We start from the raw sequence: 19,728 nt of genomic DNA on the forward strand, positions 1-19,728 counted from the left end.
CTGCTTTAATTTAAACTTTGTTCATGTTTATAATTCGCTGTAATGCGTGAATTGTTGATAAGTAGTGATAGAACATCCAACTATGCCAAATAGATTTATCGTATTTGCTCTTTTGCTTTTCATTATGATGTCTGATTCCAAAGTTGTTAGCAATATTGAATAAATCAGATTCGTCCTCTTTCTGTAAATATTTTTTTGCTTCAGGTCTTAGGTATTCAAGTACATCGACTAAATCCCTTATAGCATCTTGCCTATCTTCAAGGGAAGAACGGTACCTTCTAAATTTTGAGATTGCACGCTCTACTCTCAATGTAATATTTTCAACATCATCTGTAGGTAATTCAGCATCAATCAAAGATGAAAAGCCTGTATCAACTAATTTAAGGATTTCACCATTATTAGTTATTTCATACCCTTCCCCATAGCTTTTTAGAATTGGGTTAAATTTATCTCTGAAATGGACTTTACCTAAAGCATCATCAAATTCAGTATAATGCTGACCGCAATTATTCCAATCGTGGTAAAAGCCGTCGATTCCTTTAGAGCAGAAATCGTAGAGGAATTCTAATACATCAAATAGGTCATCTTCAGTGTAATTAGTAATTTTGTGACGGATTGGATATAAGTTTTCCTTCTTCAGATTGATGAGGAATACCAGTTCTAAATCACTACCTAGTTTGCCATCAATGTAATCTTGGTCTACACAATAGTAGCCAAGATATTTCTGGAAGTAACCTTCTTCTTCTAATCCATTATAGATAACTAAGAATAGTCTTTTTAGGATTTCTAAGTCAATTTTTGGGTTTGGATCTACTTTTCCCGTTCTAACTGAATAATAATCTCGGATGTTATTCATAGTGTTTAATTAAGCGGATACAAAAAGGAGAAATATCCAATAAATATAATTGATTGATTTATAGATACTAAACTTATGTATCTCTGAACTAAACTTAAAAAACGTCACCAACGACATCCTTTGCTTCCTTGTATCCTATAAGGTATAGCTCGCCCTATACTACCGCTTCGCAGCCGCAGCCAACATGATTCACCTCAAGGGTAAATCATCAAAAACACGAAAGCGAACAAGTTGACGAGCAGCACAACCCCGTACACAATATTCGTCTTACCGCCACTCAGCGACAGCATCACCGTGAACACGGACAGCCCCAACAGGATAATGGATTTGATGTCGAGGCCCAGGATGATGGGCATATCATAGTAAATGCAGACTGCGGCCACACTCGGAATCGTCAGGCCGATACTGGCCAGGGCAGAGCCAAGTGACAGGTTGATACTGGTCTGAAGCCTGTTTTTTCTGGCGGCGTTGATGGCGGCTATACCTTCCGGCAACAGAATGATGCCTGCAATCACGATGCCGACAAGGGTTTTGGGAAGGCTGTAGCTTGTAATAATACTCTCGATGGTGGGAGAGAGTGTTTTTGCCAATAGCACGACAATCCCCAGGCAGACAATCAGAAACACCAGGCTGATCATGAACACCCTGTTGGTGATGACGATCGGCACCGCTTTTGCCTCGTCTTCATCCTTACCCACCGTCAGAAAATACTGGCGGTACTTTCTGGTTTGCGCAAACAAAAAGCATCCATAAATAACGAGGCAGGCAACAGAGGCAAAAACGAGTTGGGGAGTGGAGTAATAAGCGCCGGATACACTCTCGGTGAAGGTAGGGAACACCAGTGTGAAAACGACGATCGAGATCAGCGAAACCAAGGCAATGGTAACGGAGGGCTTGGAAAAGTCCTGTTCGTAATGCTTTAAGCTTCCGATCAGCAGGCATAGCCCGACGATGCCGTTAAGGATAAGCATGGTGGCGGCATACACCGTGTCCCTGGCTAATGAAGCAGCAGCCTGTCCTTCTGTCATCATCAGGGAGATAATGATGGAAACCTCAATAACAGTGATGGATATAGCCAGAATGATCGTGCCATAGGGTTCACCGACCCTTTCAGCGATTACTTCAGAGTGATGCACTGCCGCCATCACGCTGAAAATAAGCAGTATGGATGCTATGACCTGAAATAAACCGCTATTGTCAACAAGCCCGGAAAAGAAAAGCACCCAGGCCAGTAACGGGATGACAGTCGTCCACTGTATCAATGATCTCATCGTATATAATTAAGGTATAGGTGTGATCTAATAGTTTTTCAACTTGTTTGGCAGCTCCACCCCGGAGCCAGCGCTACAAATTGTTTTTAGTAGGCTTGTTAGAGAGCAAATGCGCCAGGGAGAGTCTGTTTCTGCAGCGTATTCCTAATTTTCCACTGAGCTAAAGCGAAAGAAAGTGCCCAGGGGCAGCTTGCGTTCGCCGCGGTCGTGCAGGTATATCTCGCCCAGTTCTTCATGCTTGATCTGCTCCCCAAACGTCAAACGCATCAGGTTATCCAGAATCAGGGCCGAGAAACCCAGGGAGTAGAGGTTGATGACCAGGAAATAGTCGGTTTTGTCGAGCATCTGGTGGCAAAGCTTGATGAGCTCGTTGAGTTCGTTTTCCAGCTGCCACTTCTCACCGTTCGGACCGCGACCGTAGGCGGGCGGGTCCAGGATGATGCCGTTGTAGGTATTGCCGCGCTTCACCTCCCGGCGGGCGTACTTCATGGCGTCTTCCACGATCCAGCGCACATTGTCCAGGCCGCTGGCCTCCATGTTGTCGCGGGCCCAGAAGTTCACCTGCTTCACCGAGTCGAGGTGCGTTACGTCAGCGCCGGCGGCTTTGGCGGCCAGGGTGGCAGCACCGGTATAGGCGAACATGTTGAGGACCTTCGGCGTTTTAGTCTTGAGCGAGCGGGTCTTGTCGTAGATGAATTTCCAGTTGCTGTCCTGCTCCGGGAACAGGCCTACGTGCTTGAACGAAGACAGGCCCAGACGGAAACGTAACTTCAGATCCTGATACTGGTAATTGATGAACCACTGCTCGGGCATCCCCTTTTTTAGTTTCCACTGGCCTTTCTCCTGGCTGCCTTTGTCGCGGGTAAACTCGGCGTTGGCCATGCGCTGCCACTCGGAGTCGGGCAGGTGCTTGTCCCAGATGGCTTGTGGCTCGGGGCGGGCCACGTAGTATTGCCCGAAGCGCTCCAGCTTTTCAAAATTTCCGGAGTCAACAAGTTCGTAGTCAGTCCAGTTTTCTGTTGTTAAAAAGGAATACATATATTTGCTGTTTATATCGGTGCACGCCGGGGGACGGCAATTTACGAATTTAATGCCGCGTCTGAAAGTGCACGTATCAGCTGTTTTAAATGTTTCTAAAGTATGCCACTAAGCTTTTATAAATACCAGGGTACGGGCAACGACTTCGTGATGGTTGACAACCGGAAGATGATTTTCCCGGCGTCGGACGAACAGATGATAAAGCATTTGTGCGACCGCCGGACGGGCATTGGTGCCGATGGGCTGATCCTGTTGCAGGACCACGACGAATACGACTTCGAGATGGTGTACTTTAACGCAGACGGCCGCCTGGGCTCTATGTGTGGAAACGGGGCCCGGTGTACCGTTCGCTTTGCCAAACAACTTGGTGTAATTGAGGATGTTGCCTATTTTCTGGCAGCCGACGGCGAGCACCAGGCTACCATCGAGCGCGAAGAGATCCAGCTGAAAATGGGCGATGTGACGGGTGTGGAGCGTATCGGGGAGGACTTCTACCTGAATACCGGCTCGCCTCACTACGTGCGCTTTGTTGACAATGTGCGTGACCTGGATGTGTACGCCGAGGGCCGTGCCGTGCGCTACAACGACCGCTTCGAGGCCAAGGGAACCAACGTGAATTTTGTGGAGCGCCTTTCGGAGGACACCATTTACGTGCGCACTTACGAGCGCGGCGTGGAAGACGAAACACTGTCGTGCGGAACCGGCGTGACGGCCTGCGCCCTGGTGGCGGGCATGCGCGGCATGGAGAGCCCGGTGCGCGTTAAGACTCCCGGAGGCAACCTGCAGGTGAGCTTTGAGCAGCACGGCGACAATTTCCGGTACGTATACCTGACGGGCCCTGCCAGGCTGGTGTTTACAGGCACAGTGCCACTTCCGGAGAAGGTATAGCCCATGTTCCTGAAAGGCGACCATACCAGCCTGCGGGCCCTCGAGCCTACCGACCTGGATTTTCTCTATACCTTAGAGAACGATACCTCCACCTGGCATATAAGCAACACGCTTACGCCCTACGCCAAATTTGTGCTGGAGCAATACCTCGAAAACGCCGCCCTCGACATCTATACCGTCAAGCAACTCCGGCTCGTCATCTGCAACCATCAGCAGGAAGCCATCGGCGCCATCGACCTCTTCGACTTCGATCCGCTGCATAGTCGCGCAGGTATAGGTATTGTTGTTTCAGCCGCATACCGTGGCCAGGGGCACGCATCTGAAGCCTTGCATCTTTTGCTTAACTACTGTGCGCATACCCTGCAACTGCACCAGGTATACTGCAGCATCACGGCCACCAACCATACCAGCATCAGGCTCTTCAAGAGCGCCGGTTTCGAGGAGGTCGGCATACGCCGCGAGTGGCTGCGTAAGTCTGATGGCAGTTGGGACGATGTAGTAGAGATGCAGCGGCTGTTTGTCTGAATCAGGATTTGCAGGATTTTCGTGTAGGATTGTCATCCCACTGCCCTCTCCTTTATCGAGGGCCCCTACCCCCAAGGGGGACTTTGCTCTACCAGTTTCTTTCTGTCATCCTGGAAGGATCTTGGTAGAAGGGAGGACAAGCAGTTGCTATAACCTACCCCTGCCCCTCCCGCGAGGTGATTTAGAGCTGCTTCCACTTTATAGGTATAAGTTTCGTGGTTATAGCAGTTCTTTTGCAATACCGGGTCCAACCACCCCTAACCCCTCCTTGTCCAAGGCGGGGAGCCTGTTGCTACTGCTTTACAGATATAGCTCCGATGCTTTATGACCGTGCACGATTAACATCCCCCTGCCCCCTTCAAAGGGGGACTCCTGCTATTGCCACTCTACAGGTATAAGCACTGTCGTAGACGTCACACACCACTGGCGGGTATAGCAAGAGTAACTTGCACGCTGGCAATGAAACAAACAGCATCAGCCAGGTGCATAAACGACGATTTTGTGTTTGAGCGGTCAGCGAGTGGGGGTAGGGGCCCTCTATTTAAAATCGTCTTGATTTTTTTGTCCCGAAAGCTTTCGGGATGCCCGCCGCACAGGCGAAGCTATAAAACAAGGCCGTGAGCTATACCTGCAAAAGGCATTAGCTATTAAGCAAAGTAAGCTATACCTATACCTATACCTATACCTATACCTATACCTATACCTCTATTAGAGGCCCCACTAAAGCAAACACAAGCGTGGACGCCCGCGCCATAACAGCACCAACTCCCAAAACAAAAACCTGATATGTCACAATGCCACACCACCTCCCGTCACTTTCCCTTTCTGGCACAGGAATTTACAAGGCCTTCGCTTTGTTGAGGGTGTAAGTATAGCTCATCGGTAAATATGGCAGATTGGCTATACCCGTGTTATTCTGGTATTGTTTTGGTGCATTGCCTTAGATATGTCAGAAAAACACTTTATTTTTGACGATATTGCAAACGCAGAATTTCATTTAAGAACAACCAATACAGATGTTTGATTTTTTCGGTAAAACCGTTGCGAAACTATTCGGAACCAAGTCCGACAGAGATATAAAGGAGGTAGCGCCTTACGTATCCAAAATTAATGAGGAGTACGCGAAGCTTACCAGCCTGACCGACGACCAGCTTCGTCAGAGAACGGTCGAAATAAAAGGCATTATTGATGAGCGCCTGAAGCCTACCGACGACAAGATAGCTGCCCTGCACAAGCGGGTGGCCGACGAGACGGAACTGAACATCGTGCAGAAGGAAGCTATCTTCTCTGAGATAGACGAACTGGAGAAGGAGCGTAACAAAGAACTAGAGGTGGTGCTGATGGAAGTGCTGCCTGTCGGGTTTGCCATTGTGAAAGAAACAGCCCGCCGCTGGAAAGAGAACGGTCAGCTGGTGGTAACCGCCACTGACATGGACCGCCAGCTGGCTGCACGCAAGCCAAACGTACAACTGGACGGTGAAAAAGCTGTTTGGGCCAACAAGTGGGAGGCTGCAGGCAACGAGATCACCTGGGACATGCTGCACTACGACGTGCAGCTGATTGGTGGTATCGTGCTGCACCAGGGCAAGATCGCGGAGATGGCTACTGGTGAGGGTAAGACCCTGGTGGCGACGCTGCCAGCTTTCCTGAACGCCCTGTCAAAGCGTGGCGTGCACGTCGTAACCGTGAACGACTACCTGGCCCGCCGTGACTCTGAGTGGATGGCGCCTTTGTTCGAGTTCCACGGCCTGACCATCGACTGTATCGACAAGCACCAGCCTAACTCCGAAGGCCGTCGCAACGCCTACCGTGCCGACATCACCTACGGTACCAACAATGAGTTCGGTTTTGACTACCTGCGCGACAATATGTCACGCGAAACCAAAGACCTGGTACAGCGCAAGCACCACTATGCCATGGTCGATGAGGTGGACTCCGTATTGATCGACGACGCCCGTACACCACTGATCATCTCTGGTCCGGTGCCGCGCGGTGATGAGCACGAATTTTATCAACTGAAGCCACGCATCGCGATGCTGGTGGAGGCGCAGCGCAAAGTTGTGAACAACTTCCTGACGGAGGCCAAGCGCATGATCAAGGAAGGCAACACACAGGAGGGCGGCCTTTCGCTTTTCAGAGCCTACCGTGGTTTGCCTAAGAGCAAGCCGTTGATCAAGTTCCTGAGCGAGACGGGTAACCGTGCCATCATGCAGAAGGTGGAAAACCACTACCTGCAGGATAACTCCCGCATGATGCCGGAGGCCGACGAGCCGCTTTACTTCACCATTGATGAGAAGCACAACCAGATCGAACTGACCGAAAAGGGGCTTGACCTGATCACGGGACAGGGCGAAGATCCGCAGCTGTTCATCCTGCCAGATATCGGCACCGAGATCGCCAACATCGAAAACAACAAATCGCTCAACGAAGAAGAGATACTGCACGCCAAAGAAAAGCTGATCGCTGATTTCCAGGAGAAGACCAAGCGTGTGCATACCATCAACCAGTTGCTAAAGGCCTATACCTTGTTCGAGAAGGACACCGAGTACATCGTGACGCCGGACAACAAGGTGAAAATCGTAGACGAGCAGACAGGTCGTGTGATGGAAGGTCGTCGCTACTCGGACGGTCTGCACCAGGCCATCGAGGCGAAAGAGAACGTGAAAGTAGAGGATGCCACGCAGACCTACGCCACGGTTACGCTGCAGAACTACTTCCGTATGTACCACAAACTGTCAGGTATGACGGGTACGGCCGAGACGGAGGCGGGCGAATTCTGGGACATCTACAAACTGGATGTGGTCGTAATCCCGACCAACCGCCCGATTTCCAGAAAAGACGAGCACGACAAGGTATACAAGACCACACGTGAAAAATACAATGCTGTAGCCGACGAGATCGTAGAACTGACTGAGAAGGGCCGTCCGGTGCTGGTAGGTACTACTTCGGTGGAGATTTCGGAGCTGATTAGCCGTATGCTGACGCTGCGTAAGATCAAGCACCAGGTGCTCAACGCCAAGCTGCACCAGAAAGAAGCCGAGGTCGTGGCGGAGGCTGGTAAGCCAGGCACCGTGACCATCGCGACCAACATGGCCGGTCGTGGTACCGACATTAAGCTGACGCCGGAGTCGAAGGCTGCGGGTGGTCTGGCCATCATCGGTACAGAGCGCCACGAATCCCGCCGCGTTGACCGCCAGCTGCGAGGTCGTGCCGGTCGCCAGGGTGACCCGGGTTCTTCGCAATTCTTTGTGTCGCTGGAGGATAACCTGATGCGTCTGTTTGGTTCTGACCGCATTGCCCGCCTGATGGACCGCATGGGTCTGGAAGAAGGTGAGGTGATTCAGCACTCGATGATCACGAACTCCATTGAGCGTGCGCAGAAGAAAGTGGAGGAAAACAACTTCGGACAGCGTAAGCGCCTGCTGGAGTACGACGACGTGATGAACGCCCAGCGTGAGGTGGTGTACAAGCGCCGCCGCAACGCCCTATACGGCGAGCGTCTGGAGCTCGATATCTGGAACATGATCTATGATATCAGCGAGGACATGGTGGTGAACTACAAGAACACGGTTGACTACGACAACTTCCAGCTCAACATCATCCGTGTGTTCGGTATCAATACCACCATCACCGAAGACGAATTTAAGTCCGGTCAGGCCAATGCCCTGGTAGAGCGTCTGTACAACGAGGCACTGAACCACTACCTGGCTAAGAACAAGCAAACCGCTGATCAGGCTTACCCAATTATCGAGAACATCCACCTGAACCGTGGACCGATGATCGAGAACGTGGCCGTTCCGTTCACGGATGGCAAACGCCAACTGGCCGCCGTAGCCAACCTGACCAAGACGTATGAATCGCATGGCATGGAGCTGATCCGTGCCATGGAGAAAATCATTACGCTGGGTACCATCGACCAGGCCTGGACCGACCACCTGCGCCAGATGGACGACCTGAAGCAAGTGGTGCAGAACGCGGTGTACGAGCAGAAAGACCCGCTGTTGATCTACAAGTTTGAGTCGTTTGAGCTATTCAAGCGCATGATCGGCAAAGTGAACGAGGAAACGGTATCGTTCCTGTTCCATGCCTTTATACCTGTGCAGGCACCAGAGCAGGTGCAGGAGCCGCGTGTGCCGCAAATGCCAAAGGCGCCGGTGCTTCATGAGCAGAAAGAGGAAGTGCACTCGTCGCTGGAGCATAACAGTAGCCCGATGCACGCTCCGGAGCCTGAAAAGATCATGCCCGCCCACTCGCAGAAAGTGGCCGGACGCAATGACCGCGTAAGCGTGCAGTACAACGATGGCCGCGTGCTGAAAGACGTGAAATTCAAAACGGTAGAGGACGACTTGCTCCACAACCGCTGCGTACTGATCGAAGACTAATACCAGATAGCCGCCTGCTGAAAAGCCTGGCGGCTATACTTATTATATGATCATCTGAAAGTTAAAGGATATAAAAGCGGGTGTAAACCCAGTCTTTATATCCTTTACTTTTGTCAAAACATCTTTTGTCAAAAATTATGTCAGGAGAAGAACTTGCTTCCTATATAGACCACACCATCCTGCGCCCAGATGCGACAGTAGAGCAGGTGATGCAGCTGTGTGATGAGGCCCGCGACTACGGTTTCGCGGCAGTATGCGTGCCGCCTTGCTATGTGCAGGCTGCCGCTGAGCGCCTGGGGCCGGGCACGCGGGTAAAGGTGGCCACCGTAGTCGGCTTTCCACTGGGTTATCAGCACCCCAAGGTAAAGATTCTGGAAACCCATCAGGCCATAGCTGACGGCGCCAACGAGATTGACGTCGTGATGAACGTGTCGTTTTTCAAGTCAGGCAGGTATAGCGAGATCGAGGGTGAACTGAGCGACCTGGCGAACTTCTGCCACTTGAAAGAGGCGGAGCTGAAGGTGATCATCGAGACAGCTCTGCTTTCGCAGGATGAGATTGCCAAAGCCTGTGAGATCTGCGCCGCTGCCGGAGTAGACTTTGTGAAAACATCGACTGGCTTTGCTTCGGGGGGTGCCCGGGTAGCGGATGTGCAACTGATGCGCCGCGTACTGCCAAACCACATCAAAATAAAAGCGTCGGGCGGCATTAAAACATACGCCGATGCTGTCGCGTTAATTGAGGCTGGAGCTGACCGTTTAGGTTGCTCTGCCAGTATCCAAATTGTAAAGCATGAACAGAGCGCTTAGTTTTCTTTTTATCATTGCCCTGATGGTGTCCTCGGCCTGCAAGCCCTCAGCAGAGGCACGCACGAGCTCACCAGACAGAGCAAGTGCCCGCGTAGTGGATGACATCAGCGTATACCGCCCTACCTACCCGGCCGATGATGCCAATGCCCCGGCAGCTGCCAGGGTAGAACCCACGAACCACGCGAATGCCAAGGTAGCCGTGTTGATGGATTCGGTGGCCAGCGTCAATAAGAATATACGCTATGCACAGGGCTACCGTATTTTGGCTTACAACGGCTCGGAGCGCCAGACCGTGATGAACCTGCGCAAAGCTATCATCGCTCGCGTACCGGAGCAGAAGGACTACCTGACGTACCAGCAACCAAACTTCCGGCTCAAGATAGGCGACTACTTCAGCCGCATAGAGGCGCAGCAGGTACTCAACCAGATCAGCGACCTGATACCCAACGCGCACATTGTGCAGGACCAGATCAACATACCGAAGAACTAAGGTATAGCGGTCTGCCACAGGTATACAGCGTTGCAGTTGCTCAGGCGGCTGCAACGTTTTTCTTTTTATATTTGACAGCTTGTCATAAGGTGAGGATTGCCCTTATCACTGAAATACTTACATGAATCAACTCGCACAGAAAATAAAAGAGCTGGCCCAGGCCTACACCCAGGATACGGTAGGTATACGCCGGCACATCCACGCCAATCCGGAGCTTTCCTTTGAAGAGCACAACACGGCTACCTATGTAGAGCAGGTGCTGCAAAGCTATGGGCTGGAAACAGTGCGTATGGCTAATACGGGTGTGGTAGCGCTTGTCAAAGGACGCAATCCGGAAAGCAAAACCATCGCCCTGCGCGCCGATCTGGATGCACTGCCTATTACAGAGCAAAACACCGTTGACTACAAATCGAAGAACGAAGGGGTCATGCATGCCTGCGGACACGATGTGCATACGGCCTCTCTGCTGGGCGCGGCCCGCATTCTGCAGGAAGTGCGCGGGGAGTTCGAAGGTACTGTGAAGCTGGTGTTCCAGCCAGGGGAGGAGAAGTTTCCGGGAGGCGCTTCCATCATGATCAAAGAGGGCGTGTTGCAGCAGCCAGCCCCTTCAGGTATCATAGGCCAGCACGTGTTCCCGATGCTGCCGGCTGGCAAGGTCGGTTTTCGGTCAGGTATGTACATGGCCAGCGCCGACGAGATCTACATCACCGTGAAGGGTAAAGGCGGGCACGCGGCGCTTCCGGAGCTCAATATTGATCCTGTGCTGATTACATCGCATCTGATCGTGGCCTTGCAGCAGATCGTGAGCCGACACGCCAGCCCCAAAGTGCCCACGGTGCTCTCCTTTGGCAAAGTGGAAGCGCTGGGTGCGACCAATGTGATCCCGAATGAAGTGAAGGTGGAAGGCACTTTCCGGACCATGGACGAGGTATGGCGCAAAGAGGCGCACCGCCGTATACGCAAACTGGCTGAAGGGCTTTGCGAAAGCATGGGCGGCAGCTGCGACATCGACATCAAGTTTGGCTATCCTTTCCTGAAGAACGACCCGGACCTGACAGGCCGTGCCCGCGAGGCGGCAGCGCTATACCTTGGGGAAGAAAACGTGGTGGACCTTGATCTGTGGATGGGTGCCGAGGACTTTGCTTATTATTCTCAGGAAGTGGCTGCTTGCTTCTACCGCCTGGGTACGCGCAACGAGGCGCGCGGCATTACCTCCGGCGTGCACACCCCCACGTTCGACATTGACGAAGCAGCACTGGAAACCGGAATCGGGCTGATGGCCTGGATTGCCGTGCAGGAACTGGAGGCTAGAACAGCATAATCACTGAAGATGAAAAAACTATACCTGATTTTCTCACTGGCTGTGCTGCCTCTTTTGAGCCATGCCCAGAGCAAAGTAAGTGCGCCTACCGCCATCTGGCCCGAACTGCAACTGAGCTACGGGTTGGGCGAAAGTGGCCTGTTGTTTCTGCAGAACCAGTACCGCATCAACACCGACGGCCGCTACAACGGGGTGGGTAGTTTCGAACGCATCGAGTTCACGCTGGGCTACGAGCACACCTTTACGGAGCACTGGCTGGCGGGTGGCATGTTCCGCTATGCCAAGGAAGACATGCCTTCGAGCAATTTTACATCGGCTTTCCTGCGCCATGCCGGCACCATCAAGGGCTTGTACTTTAACAAACAGCTGACGCTCGACTACGTGAACCAAGAGCGCCGCGATCCTTTTGCACGGTTCAGGCTGGGGGCGGAGCTGGGCAAACGCCTCCCGTTGGGTGAGCGTTATATCACGCCGTCCCTATCGTATGAGCTATTGGTGGTAAAGGATTTTGGGGAAGAGACGAACGATCTGCTGGTGCGCACCATCGACCGAACCCGCCTCAGGTTAGACGCCACTTACGAGGTCAGCGACAAGTTTCGCATCACCCCTTACTTCCTACGCCAAACCGACTACTACTTCGTGGAAGTGAGTCCGAAATATGATGAAGACGGGGTGCTGGTCGAGCCGGGCTATACCACTAAGCGCAACCGTATCTCGCCTGTATTCGGCCTTGAGCTGAAGTATACCTTCCATAAGACTACCTCAACAGCCAGCTATACTTACTAGTTCCTGAAAAATTGACATGGAAGATCATCGCATCCTCAAGGTATAAATGACATTATTTCATGATTTGATAAAATAATCCGGCTGGCAGACTTTTAGCTATATCCTTTTTGTAATGAAAACATTAACTTAAAAAAAGGAGGTAGTTATGGTACTCAGAAAATATAACGGCATGCAGAACGACATGCCACAGACGTTCAGCTCCATGCTGGACAGGTTCTTCAACGAGTCTGTCAACTCAAGAGGTTTCTCCGGCTTCACGCCGCATGTGGATGCCTGCGAAACCGATAATGGTTACGAAATTGAAGTAGCCCTGCCCGGTATTCGAAAAGAGGACATCGCCATTGATTTTCAGGAGGGCAAGCTGACCATTTCAGGTGAGCGCCGCTTCGAGAAGAAAGAGGAAGGACGCCGCTACCAGATGCTGGAAACCCAGTACGGTACGTTCTCCCGCTCTTTCTACCTGCCCGACAACGTGAACCCGGACAAGATCTCAGCACAGCTGCAGGACGGTGTGCTGCTGGTGAACGTGCCAAAAGACGAGCACAAAACCATGAAGCGCCAGATCACGATCGCAGGTGGGGAGGAAGCCAAGCAGAGCAGTAAACAAAAGCGTGTAAGTGCTTCTGAGAATGGTAAATAAGAATAAGGAAAGCAAAATAACAAAAAGGAGGCCACCGAAACTGGCCTCCTTTTTGTTATAAAAATGTTAAAGAGTGCCAATTGCCTTGACTAGGTATACTGTCGTATAGTATATTAGCGTTAAAGGTTTGTTATATATATAATACTTAATATTTAAACCCATCAATCAGAAGGAGTTCAATACATGAAGACGAAACAGTTTATTGTTGGCCTCACACTTTCGGCGCTAATGGGCGGCGGTGTGGCAGTAGGCAGCTATAAGTTGCTGGAGAATGATAGTCAGCAGGGAGTAGAGGCTCAACAGCAGTACCCGACCGTACGCTACACAAGCGACATGCGCAGCAGCGATGTGATCGTTCCGGAAGGGCTTAACTTTATTAAAGCCGCACAGGTAACCACGCCTGCAGTGGTGCACGTGATGACAGAATATAGTGCCCGCACCGCACAGCGCAGCAACACCCCCATGGATCCGTTCCTGCGTGAGTTCTTCGGCGACGGCTTTGGCGAACGTGTGCCACGAGGCCCGCAGATGGGCTCCGGCTCGGGTGTGATCATCGCCTCGAACGGTTACATCGTCACCAACAACCACGTAATTGACCGGGCCGACAAGATAGAAGTAACGCTGGACGATAAGCGCAAATTTGAAGCCACGCTGGTAGGCACCGACCCCACCACAGATCTGGCCCTGCTGAAGATCAACGCCGATAAACTGCCTGTGATCCGCTACGGCAACTCCGACGACCTGCAGGTAGGCGAGTGGGTGCTGGCCGTGGGTAACCCCATGAACCTGACCTCTACCGTAACAGCCGGTATCGTGAGCGCCAAAGGCCGTAACATCAACATTCTGCGCACGAGCCAGAACCGTGACCTGAGCATTGAGTCGTTCATCCAGACGGATGCGGCCGTGAACCCCGGTAACAGTGGTGGCGCCCTGGTGAACCTGAACGGTGATCTGGTAGGCATCAACACAGCCATCGCCTCACAGACGGGCTCTTTTGCCGGCTATTCATTTGCCGTGCCATCTGCGCTTGTAAGCAAGGTAGTGGATGATTTGCTGAAGTATGGTGAAGTGCAGCGTGCCCTGCTGGGAGCCGAGATTCGCGAAATAGATGCCGCCTTTGCAAAAGAAAAGAACCTGAACACACTTAATGGTGTATACCTGAACACTGTTGAAGAAGGCGGTGCGAAAGAAGCCGGGCTGCGTGCCGGCGATGTGATCACAGCGATCAACGATGTGAAGGTAGCCCGATCTTCGCAGTTGCTGGAGCAGGTAGCCCGCTACCGCCCTGGCGATAAAGTGAAGGTGGAGTACCTGCGCGACGGTAAGACCCGAACGGCCAATGTGACGCTCAAAAACGTGAACAACAGTACCGAGATATCGAAGCGAAGCAATGCCAACTCCGTGACATTTGACGGCGCTACCTTTGAAGCGGTGAGCAAGCAGGAAATGAACAAACTGGGTATAGACGGCGGCGCCAAGATCTCAAACGTGGCCAAGAGCAAGTTCCGCGACACCGGCATGAAGGACGGATTCATCATCACGCGCATCGACAAGTATGCCGTGAACGTGCCAACCGATGTGGAGCGCCACCTGAAGAACTTTGAAACCGGCATCGTTTACATAGAAGGTGTATATCCGGACGGCCTCAAAGCCTACTACCCGATCGGGAAACGCTAAGATCTAACCATTCAGCAAAAAAGCTTCTGCCAGGCAAGGCAGGAGCTTTTTTGTTTTATTAGAACAGAAAAAAAGGCTATCTTCATGCTGCAGAGCTTCCTGCATACAGGAAATACTGTTCAGAAGATGTTTAAACACCCATAACTCAAAAAGGATACATAGAATTATGAAACAAGCCATAGATGAAATGCCCATGACAAAGGCCATTGCCGATGTGTTGCAGCAGCTAGGTATAAAAGAACTGAACCCGGCCTACAGCACCGGTTTGAACTGGGGCGGCGAAAACAACAAGACCACCCGCGACATTCACTCACCTGCTGATGGCAACCTGATCGCAAGCGTGAACATGGCTACTGCCGACGACTACGAGCAAGTGGTGAAGACCGCCCAGGAAGCGTTTAAGGTATGGCGCACCGTGCCTGCCCCGAAGCGTGGCGAAATCGTGCGGCAGATCAGTAACAAGCTGCGTGAGCACAAAGAGGCGCTGGGCAAACTGGTGAGCTACGAAATGGGCAAAATCCTGCAGGAAGGCCTTGGCGAGGTGCAGGAAATGATCGATATCTGCGACTTTGCCGTGGGCCTGTCGCGCCAGCTTCACGGGTATACCATGCACTCGGAGCGTCCGCAGCACCGCATGTACGAGCAGTACCACCCGCTGGGCATCGTGGGCGTGATCTCAGCCTTCAACTTCCCGGTAGCGGTTTGGAGCTGGAACGCCATGCTGGCCGCCGTTTGCGGCGACGTCACCATCTGGAAGCCTTCTGAAAAAACACCGCTCACGGCCATCGCTTGTCAGCACATTATCCGCGACGTGCTCGCCGAGAACGACCTGCCGGAGGGTATCTTCAGCGTGATCATCGGCGATGCAGAGATCGGCAGCCTGATGGCACATGACACCCGCGTGCCGCTCGTGTCGGCTACAGGCTCTACCCGCATGGGCAAGAAAGTGGGTGAGGCTGTTGGTGCCCGTCTGGGCAAGTCTCTGCTGGAACTGGGCGGTAACAACGCCATCATCATCACGGAGCATGCCGACATCGAGATGGCGCTTCGTGCCGTGGTGTTCGGTGCCGTGGGTACCTGCGGACAGCGCTGTACCTCTACCCGCCGTCTGATTGTGCACGAGAATGTGTACGATCAGGTACGCGACCGCCTGCTCAAGATCTACCCGAACCTGCCGATCGGTCACCCGCTGAGCGACACCACGCTGGTTGGTCCGCTGATCGACAAGGATGCCGTGAAGGCTTTCCTGAATGCGCTGGAAGAAGTACAGGGTGAAGGTGGCAAGCTGCTGATCGGTGGTGAGGTGCTGGAAGGCGAGCAGTACGCGACCGGAACGTACGTGACGCCGGCCATCGTGGAAGCTGAGAACCATTACCACATGGTGCAGGAAGAGACCTTTGCGCCCATCCTATACCTGATCCGATATAGCGGTGACGTGGAGAACGCCATCGACATCCAGAACGGGGTGAAGCAAGGCTTGTCTTCGTCCATCTTCTCAACAAACCTGCTCGAGACAGAAGCCTTCCTGACCCATTGGGGATCAGACTGCGGTATAGCCAACGTGAACATCGGTACGTCCGGTGCCGAGATCGGTGGTGCCTTCGGGGGCGAGAAAGACACAGGAGGAGGCCGTGAGTCCGGTTCTGATGCGTGGAGAATCTACATGCGCCGCCAGACCAACACCATCAACTACAGCCGCGAACTGCCACTGGCGCAGGGCATCAAGTTTGACATTGGGTAGCAGGTCAGAAGCTGGATTTTAGATTGACAGGGTTTCTTATCAGATGACTTTCAAAATCATCAAATTCTGAACCTTTGTATATCAAATCCTGGCAATCCTTAAATTTTGCAAATCTTAAATATTACAAGCCAGCTCCATTTGGGGCTGGCTTTTTTTGTGGCTATACCTGACGAATAAGTAAAATGACACCTGGTAGCGGTGAGCAACGGAAAATTTTTAAAAATATTTTGCAACTTGATGCAACCCAACGCATTCACTTGTGTCTTTAGTGCAGATAGAATGAAGGGAGGGCTGGAAATAAGATGAAGTAAGAGTATAAGTCGACTAACAAGGCAAACGGAACGATAAACGAGGCGATTTTGGAAAAAGGCACTTTTCAGGATGTGAACGCAAAAGTCGTGCAGCGCTGCAGGGAAGGGGATAACCGTGCCCAGTATGAGCTATACAAACTTTATTCCAAGGCCATGTTTAACGTGAGCATGCGCATCACCAACGACTATGCCGAGTCTGAAGATGTGCTGCAGGAAGCCTTCATCAGTGCCTTCAAAAACTTACATTCTTACAAAGCAGAAGCTTCATTCGGGAGCTGGCTCAAACGGATCGTGATCAATGCATCGGTCAACGCCGTGCGCAAGCGCCGCTCGGAACTGGTGCCGCTCGAGGACCGCATCGCCGGGGACATTCCAGACGAGGACTACGACGATGACACCGAGTGGCAGGTAGAGCAAGTGCGACGCGCCATACAGCGCCTACCCGACGGCTACAGAGTGGTGCTCAGCCTATACCTGCTGGAAGGCCTCGATCATGCCGAAATCGGAGAGGTGCTGGGTATAAGCGAGTCAACGTCGAAGTCGCAGTACAGCCGGGCCCGCAAGAAGCTCCTGGAGATTATGAAAGACACACATTCCATGGCCTAGCCGTGGTTAATGATAAAGAAGAGAAAGATGAAAGACAGGTTAAAGGATTTTGTGAATGAAAACCGGGAGGAGTTCGACGTGTTCGAGCCCAGACCGGAGCTGTGGCAGGAGATCTGTACCGAACTGACGGTGCAGAAAGCGCAACAAGAGAAGCCCCGCAAAGAAGCCAAGGTGATTAGCATCAACTTCGGGGATCGCCTCAACTTCACCGCCGACTTTATGTTTATGCGTGTGGCCGCTACCATCGTGCTGCTGCTGGCCTGTGGCATCACGCTCTGGACGGTGAAGCAAAACAACCCGGTAGCCACCAACACCCTTGCCGCTGCTACCGAAACAGGAGAACAGGCATCGGTATACCAGGTGGCGCCCGAACTGGCGGAGGTGGAGGTGTACTATACCAGCCAGATCAACAGCAAGCGCGAAGAGCTGAGCGAGTACGATCTGAAAGTGCTCGGCCTGGACGAAACACGCGAGATAGACAGCGAACTGGCCCGCCTCGACAGCAGCTATACCCGACTCAAGAATCAATTACAAACTACACCGAATACCGACCAAGTGATGGCGGCCATGATCAGGAACCTGCAGATCCGGATCGACGTGCTGAACCGTCAGCTGGAGGTGCTCAAGAAAATAGAAGCTATAAAAGAACAGGATACTACTGAACCACAGAACAATGAAACTACTACTATTTAAATCGTTGCGCTACCACATAGCCACGCTTTTGGTTATACTGCCTGCCCTGGCCCTGGCACAGCCTTATGCGCCCGAGCCTTGCCCAAGCCAAACGCTCCCTGCACCACCAACCCCTGTCGTGCAGCAGACACTACCACCCACTCCTCCAATTCCGCCGGCGCCTCCTGTAATTGTGGTGCCACATCAGCCGGAAGCAGAGGTCTATACCTATAAATCGGAAAAGCGCAAAACCTTCGACAAGACTTACAAAGTGAGCAAGTCGGATGTGCTGAACATCGACAACAAGTTCGGCAACGTGCACGTGAACACATGGAACCGCAACGAGATACAGGTGAAGGTCGACATCATCAGCCGCGCCAATTCAGAGCAAGTGGCGCAGGAAATGCTGAACAGGATTAACATTGCCGACAGCCGAAGCGGCAACACTATCTCCGTTAAGACCGAAATGGGTTCTATGAACTCCAAGAGTGGTCATCAGAGCTTTGAGATCAACTATACCGTCAACATGCCTGCCGATAACAACCTGACCGTGAAGAACAGCTTCGGCAATGTATACCTGCCAGACATGAGGGGTAAGGTGGATTTGAACGTGCGCCATGGTGCTTTTAAAGTGGGTAATCTGGCTAATGCCTCCAACAACATCAAAGCTTCGTTCTGCGACAGAACTTCCAATACCATCGGCTTCCTGAACAAGGGCAATGTGGAGTTAGCCTATTCCACCTTAAATCTGGGCAATACCAATGGTGTACAAGGCTCGTCTAAATTCAGCGACTTCAAGATCGGAAATCTCTCCGAAGCCCTGGAGATGGATGTGAAATACGGCACATTCAGAGTGGATAACGTGAAGAAGAATTTCAAATCCATCAATGTAACCGGAGGCTATGCTCCAATCCAGCTGAACTTTGAGAGCGATACTGCTTTTGAGTTTGATGTGAATGTCCAGTTTGCCGATTTCAAAGTGGACCGTAACCTGGTGAAGTTTACAACTCTGGAGAAAGGCCATACCTCAGCAGAATACAAAGGCAAGTATGGTAACGCCTCATCTAAGGGCACGCTCAGCATCACCTCTAAGTACAACGACGTCAAGTTCACAAAATAGCCCATTGATTTTAAACATATTAGCCCTGACCGGGTTGAATCATAGAGTTTGTTTAAGGGTAGAAAAGCCGGCCTGGTTAGGGCCGGCTTTTTTATTGTAGTGCCACAGAAGCAGGAACTCAAAGCGCAATGCTGGGCAGAATGTTTTATATTTGAGTATGACAAACGACAAAGAGCTTCTCAATTCATCGAAAGCCCCGGAACCGGTGGGGCTATACCCGCATGCCCGTCGCGTAGGCAATCTTTTGTTCCTGTCTGGCGTTGGACCAAGGGAGCGGGGCACCAAGAAGATCCCGGGTGTGGAGCTGGACGAGGCAGGCAACATCACCTCGTACGACATTGAGACCCAGTGCCGTTCTGTGTTTCAGAATGTGCGTTACATACTGGAGGACGCCGGATCGAGCTGGGCGAACCTGGTGGACGTGACCGTATACCTGACGAACATGAAGGACGACTTTGCCACCTATAACCGCATCTACGCCGAGTATTTCAAGGACAACCAGCCTTGCCGCACCACCGTGGAGGTCAGCAAACTGCCAACGCCCATTGCCATTGAGTTGAAGTGCATCGCCACCATCGACTAGGCTATACCTGCA

The 19,728-nt window shown here is 52.0% G+C and carries 17 protein-coding genes; 14 read left to right on the forward strand and 3 right to left on the reverse strand.

Features of this window, described 5'->3' with window-relative positions:
* Positions 1 to 10 precede the first annotated feature (10 nt).
* The 3 genes from IEV97_RS11040 to IEV97_RS11050 form a co-directional block, all read right to left on the reverse strand.
* Positions 11 to 856, reverse strand: coding sequence for a hypothetical protein (locus tag IEV97_RS11040; RefSeq protein ID WP_188501570.1), 846 nt, complete (start codon positions 854 to 856; stop codon positions 11 to 13).
* A gap of 194 nt (positions 857 to 1,050) precedes the next feature.
* On the reverse strand, positions 1,051 to 2,127 hold the full coding sequence (locus tag IEV97_RS11045) for a calcium:cation antiporter (RefSeq protein WP_188501571.1): 1,077 nt from the start codon (positions 2,125 to 2,127) through the stop codon (positions 1,051 to 1,053).
* A 144-nt stretch (positions 2,128 to 2,271) separates the two neighbouring features.
* Entirely contained in the window at positions 2,272 to 3,165 is an 894-nt protein-coding gene (locus IEV97_RS11050) for a class I SAM-dependent methyltransferase (RefSeq protein WP_188501572.1), read from the reverse strand.
* Between the two features lie 102 nt (positions 3,166 to 3,267).
* Here IEV97_RS11050 and dapF point away from each other — a divergent pair, with 102 nt between their 5' ends.
* The 14 genes from dapF to IEV97_RS11120 all read left to right on the forward strand — a co-directional run bounded on the left by dapF (position 3,268) and on the right by IEV97_RS11120 (position 19,716).
* Complete coding sequence (gene dapF, locus IEV97_RS11055; protein ID WP_188501573.1) at positions 3,268 to 4,053, forward strand: diaminopimelate epimerase; 786 nt, start codon at positions 3,268 to 3,270, stop codon at positions 4,051 to 4,053.
* Positions 4,054 to 4,056: 3 nt separating this feature from the next.
* Complete coding sequence (locus tag IEV97_RS11060; RefSeq protein WP_188501574.1) at positions 4,057 to 4,578, forward strand: GNAT family N-acetyltransferase; 522 nt, start codon at positions 4,057 to 4,059, stop codon at positions 4,576 to 4,578.
* Between the two features lie 1,016 nt (positions 4,579 to 5,594).
* On the forward strand, positions 5,595 to 8,960 hold the full coding sequence (secA, locus tag IEV97_RS11065; protein ID WP_188501575.1) for a preprotein translocase subunit SecA: 3,366 nt from the start codon (positions 5,595 to 5,597) through the stop codon (positions 8,958 to 8,960).
* A gap of 137 nt (positions 8,961 to 9,097) precedes the next feature.
* The gene (gene deoC / locus IEV97_RS11070) at positions 9,098 to 9,769 is read left to right on the forward strand and encodes a deoxyribose-phosphate aldolase (RefSeq protein ID WP_188501576.1); all 672 of its coding nucleotides are present in this window, start codon (positions 9,098 to 9,100) and stop codon (positions 9,767 to 9,769) included.
* Positions 9,753 to 10,259: a sporulation protein gene (locus tag IEV97_RS11075; RefSeq protein ID WP_188501577.1), complete on the forward strand. Its 507-nt coding sequence runs from the start codon at positions 9,753 to 9,755 to the stop codon at positions 10,257 to 10,259. The genes deoC and IEV97_RS11075 overlap by 17 nt, the downstream gene beginning before the upstream one ends.
* Positions 10,260 to 10,380: 121 nt before the next feature.
* Positions 10,381 to 11,580: a M20 metallopeptidase family protein gene (locus IEV97_RS11080; protein WP_188501578.1), complete on the forward strand. Its 1,200-nt coding sequence runs from the start codon at positions 10,381 to 10,383 to the stop codon at positions 11,578 to 11,580.
* Between the two features lie 9 nt (positions 11,581 to 11,589).
* A complete protein-coding gene (locus tag IEV97_RS11085) occupies positions 11,590 to 12,366 on the forward strand; it encodes a porin family protein (RefSeq protein WP_188501579.1) in 777 nt (258 codons plus the stop codon).
* Between the two features lie 145 nt (positions 12,367 to 12,511).
* Positions 12,512 to 13,006 carry an Hsp20/alpha crystallin family protein gene (locus IEV97_RS11090; RefSeq protein ID WP_188501580.1) on the forward strand — a complete coding sequence of 165 codons (495 nt, stop codon included), beginning with the start codon at positions 12,512 to 12,514 and terminating at the stop codon, positions 13,004 to 13,006.
* A 183-nt stretch (positions 13,007 to 13,189) separates the two neighbouring features.
* The gene (locus IEV97_RS11095; RefSeq protein ID WP_188501581.1) at positions 13,190 to 14,683 is read left to right on the forward strand and encodes a Do family serine endopeptidase; all 1,494 of its coding nucleotides are present in this window, start codon (positions 13,190 to 13,192) and stop codon (positions 14,681 to 14,683) included.
* A 166-nt stretch (positions 14,684 to 14,849) separates the two neighbouring features.
* The gene (amaB, locus tag IEV97_RS11100; protein ID WP_188501582.1) at positions 14,850 to 16,424 is read left to right on the forward strand and encodes an L-piperidine-6-carboxylate dehydrogenase; all 1,575 of its coding nucleotides are present in this window, start codon (positions 14,850 to 14,852) and stop codon (positions 16,422 to 16,424) included.
* A gap of 359 nt (positions 16,425 to 16,783) precedes the next feature.
* The gene (locus IEV97_RS11105) at positions 16,784 to 17,341 is read left to right on the forward strand and encodes an RNA polymerase sigma factor (RefSeq protein ID WP_188501583.1); all 558 of its coding nucleotides are present in this window, start codon (positions 16,784 to 16,786) and stop codon (positions 17,339 to 17,341) included.
* A 27-nt stretch (positions 17,342 to 17,368) separates the two neighbouring features.
* Positions 17,369 to 18,034, forward strand: a complete 666-nt coding sequence (locus IEV97_RS11110; RefSeq protein WP_188501584.1) for a hypothetical protein — start codon at positions 17,369 to 17,371, stop codon at positions 18,032 to 18,034.
* Positions 18,015 to 19,133 carry a DUF4097 family beta strand repeat-containing protein gene (locus tag IEV97_RS11115; RefSeq protein WP_229733900.1) on the forward strand — a complete coding sequence of 373 codons (1,119 nt, stop codon included), beginning with the start codon at positions 18,015 to 18,017 and terminating at the stop codon, positions 19,131 to 19,133. The genes IEV97_RS11110 and IEV97_RS11115 overlap by 20 nt, the downstream gene beginning before the upstream one ends.
* A gap of 157 nt (positions 19,134 to 19,290) precedes the next feature.
* Positions 19,291 to 19,716 carry a RidA family protein gene (locus IEV97_RS11120; RefSeq protein WP_188501585.1) on the forward strand — a complete coding sequence of 142 codons (426 nt, stop codon included), beginning with the start codon at positions 19,291 to 19,293 and terminating at the stop codon, positions 19,714 to 19,716.
* Positions 19,717 to 19,728: the final 12 nt, after the last annotated feature.

The sequence above is a fragment of the Pontibacter amylolyticus genome (assembly GCF_014638845.1).
GTDB lineage: Bacteria > Bacteroidota > Bacteroidia > Cytophagales > Hymenobacteraceae > Pontibacter > Pontibacter amylolyticus.

What these genes read in the sequence shown, in the direction of transcription:
- IEV97_RS11040 (WP_188501570.1), bottom strand. Translation starts at nt 856, where the DNA reads ATGAATAACATCCGAGATTATTATTCAGTTAGAACGGGAAAAGTAGAT.
- IEV97_RS11045 (WP_188501571.1), bottom strand. Translation starts at nt 2,127, where the DNA reads ATGAGATCATTGATACAGTGGACGACTGTCATCCCGTTACTGGCCTGG.
- IEV97_RS11050 (WP_188501572.1), bottom strand. Translation starts at nt 3,165, where the DNA reads ATGTATTCCTTTTTAACAACAGAAAACTGGACTGACTACGAACTTGTT.
- dapF (WP_188501573.1), top strand. Translation starts at nt 3,268, where the DNA reads ATGCCACTAAGCTTTTATAAATACCAGGGTACGGGCAACGACTTCGTG.
- IEV97_RS11060 (WP_188501574.1), top strand. Translation starts at nt 4,057, where the DNA reads ATGTTCCTGAAAGGCGACCATACCAGCCTGCGGGCCCTCGAGCCTACC.
- secA (WP_188501575.1), top strand. Translation starts at nt 5,595, where the DNA reads ATGTTTGATTTTTTCGGTAAAACCGTTGCGAAACTATTCGGAACCAAG.
- deoC (WP_188501576.1), top strand. Translation starts at nt 9,098, where the DNA reads ATGTCAGGAGAAGAACTTGCTTCCTATATAGACCACACCATCCTGCGC.
- IEV97_RS11075 (WP_188501577.1), top strand. Translation starts at nt 9,753, where the DNA reads ATGAACAGAGCGCTTAGTTTTCTTTTTATCATTGCCCTGATGGTGTCC.
- IEV97_RS11080 (WP_188501578.1), top strand. Translation starts at nt 10,381, where the DNA reads ATGAATCAACTCGCACAGAAAATAAAAGAGCTGGCCCAGGCCTACACC.
- IEV97_RS11085 (WP_188501579.1), top strand. Translation starts at nt 11,590, where the DNA reads ATGAAAAAACTATACCTGATTTTCTCACTGGCTGTGCTGCCTCTTTTG.
- IEV97_RS11090 (WP_188501580.1), top strand. Translation starts at nt 12,512, where the DNA reads ATGGTACTCAGAAAATATAACGGCATGCAGAACGACATGCCACAGACG.
- IEV97_RS11095 (WP_188501581.1), top strand. Translation starts at nt 13,190, where the DNA reads ATGAAGACGAAACAGTTTATTGTTGGCCTCACACTTTCGGCGCTAATG.
- amaB (WP_188501582.1), top strand. Translation starts at nt 14,850, where the DNA reads ATGAAACAAGCCATAGATGAAATGCCCATGACAAAGGCCATTGCCGAT.
- IEV97_RS11110 (WP_188501584.1), top strand. Translation starts at nt 17,369, where the DNA reads ATGAAAGACAGGTTAAAGGATTTTGTGAATGAAAACCGGGAGGAGTTC.
- IEV97_RS11115 (WP_229733900.1), top strand. Translation starts at nt 18,015, where the DNA reads ATGAAACTACTACTATTTAAATCGTTGCGCTACCACATAGCCACGCTT.
- IEV97_RS11120 (WP_188501585.1), top strand. Translation starts at nt 19,291, where the DNA reads ATGACAAACGACAAAGAGCTTCTCAATTCATCGAAAGCCCCGGAACCG.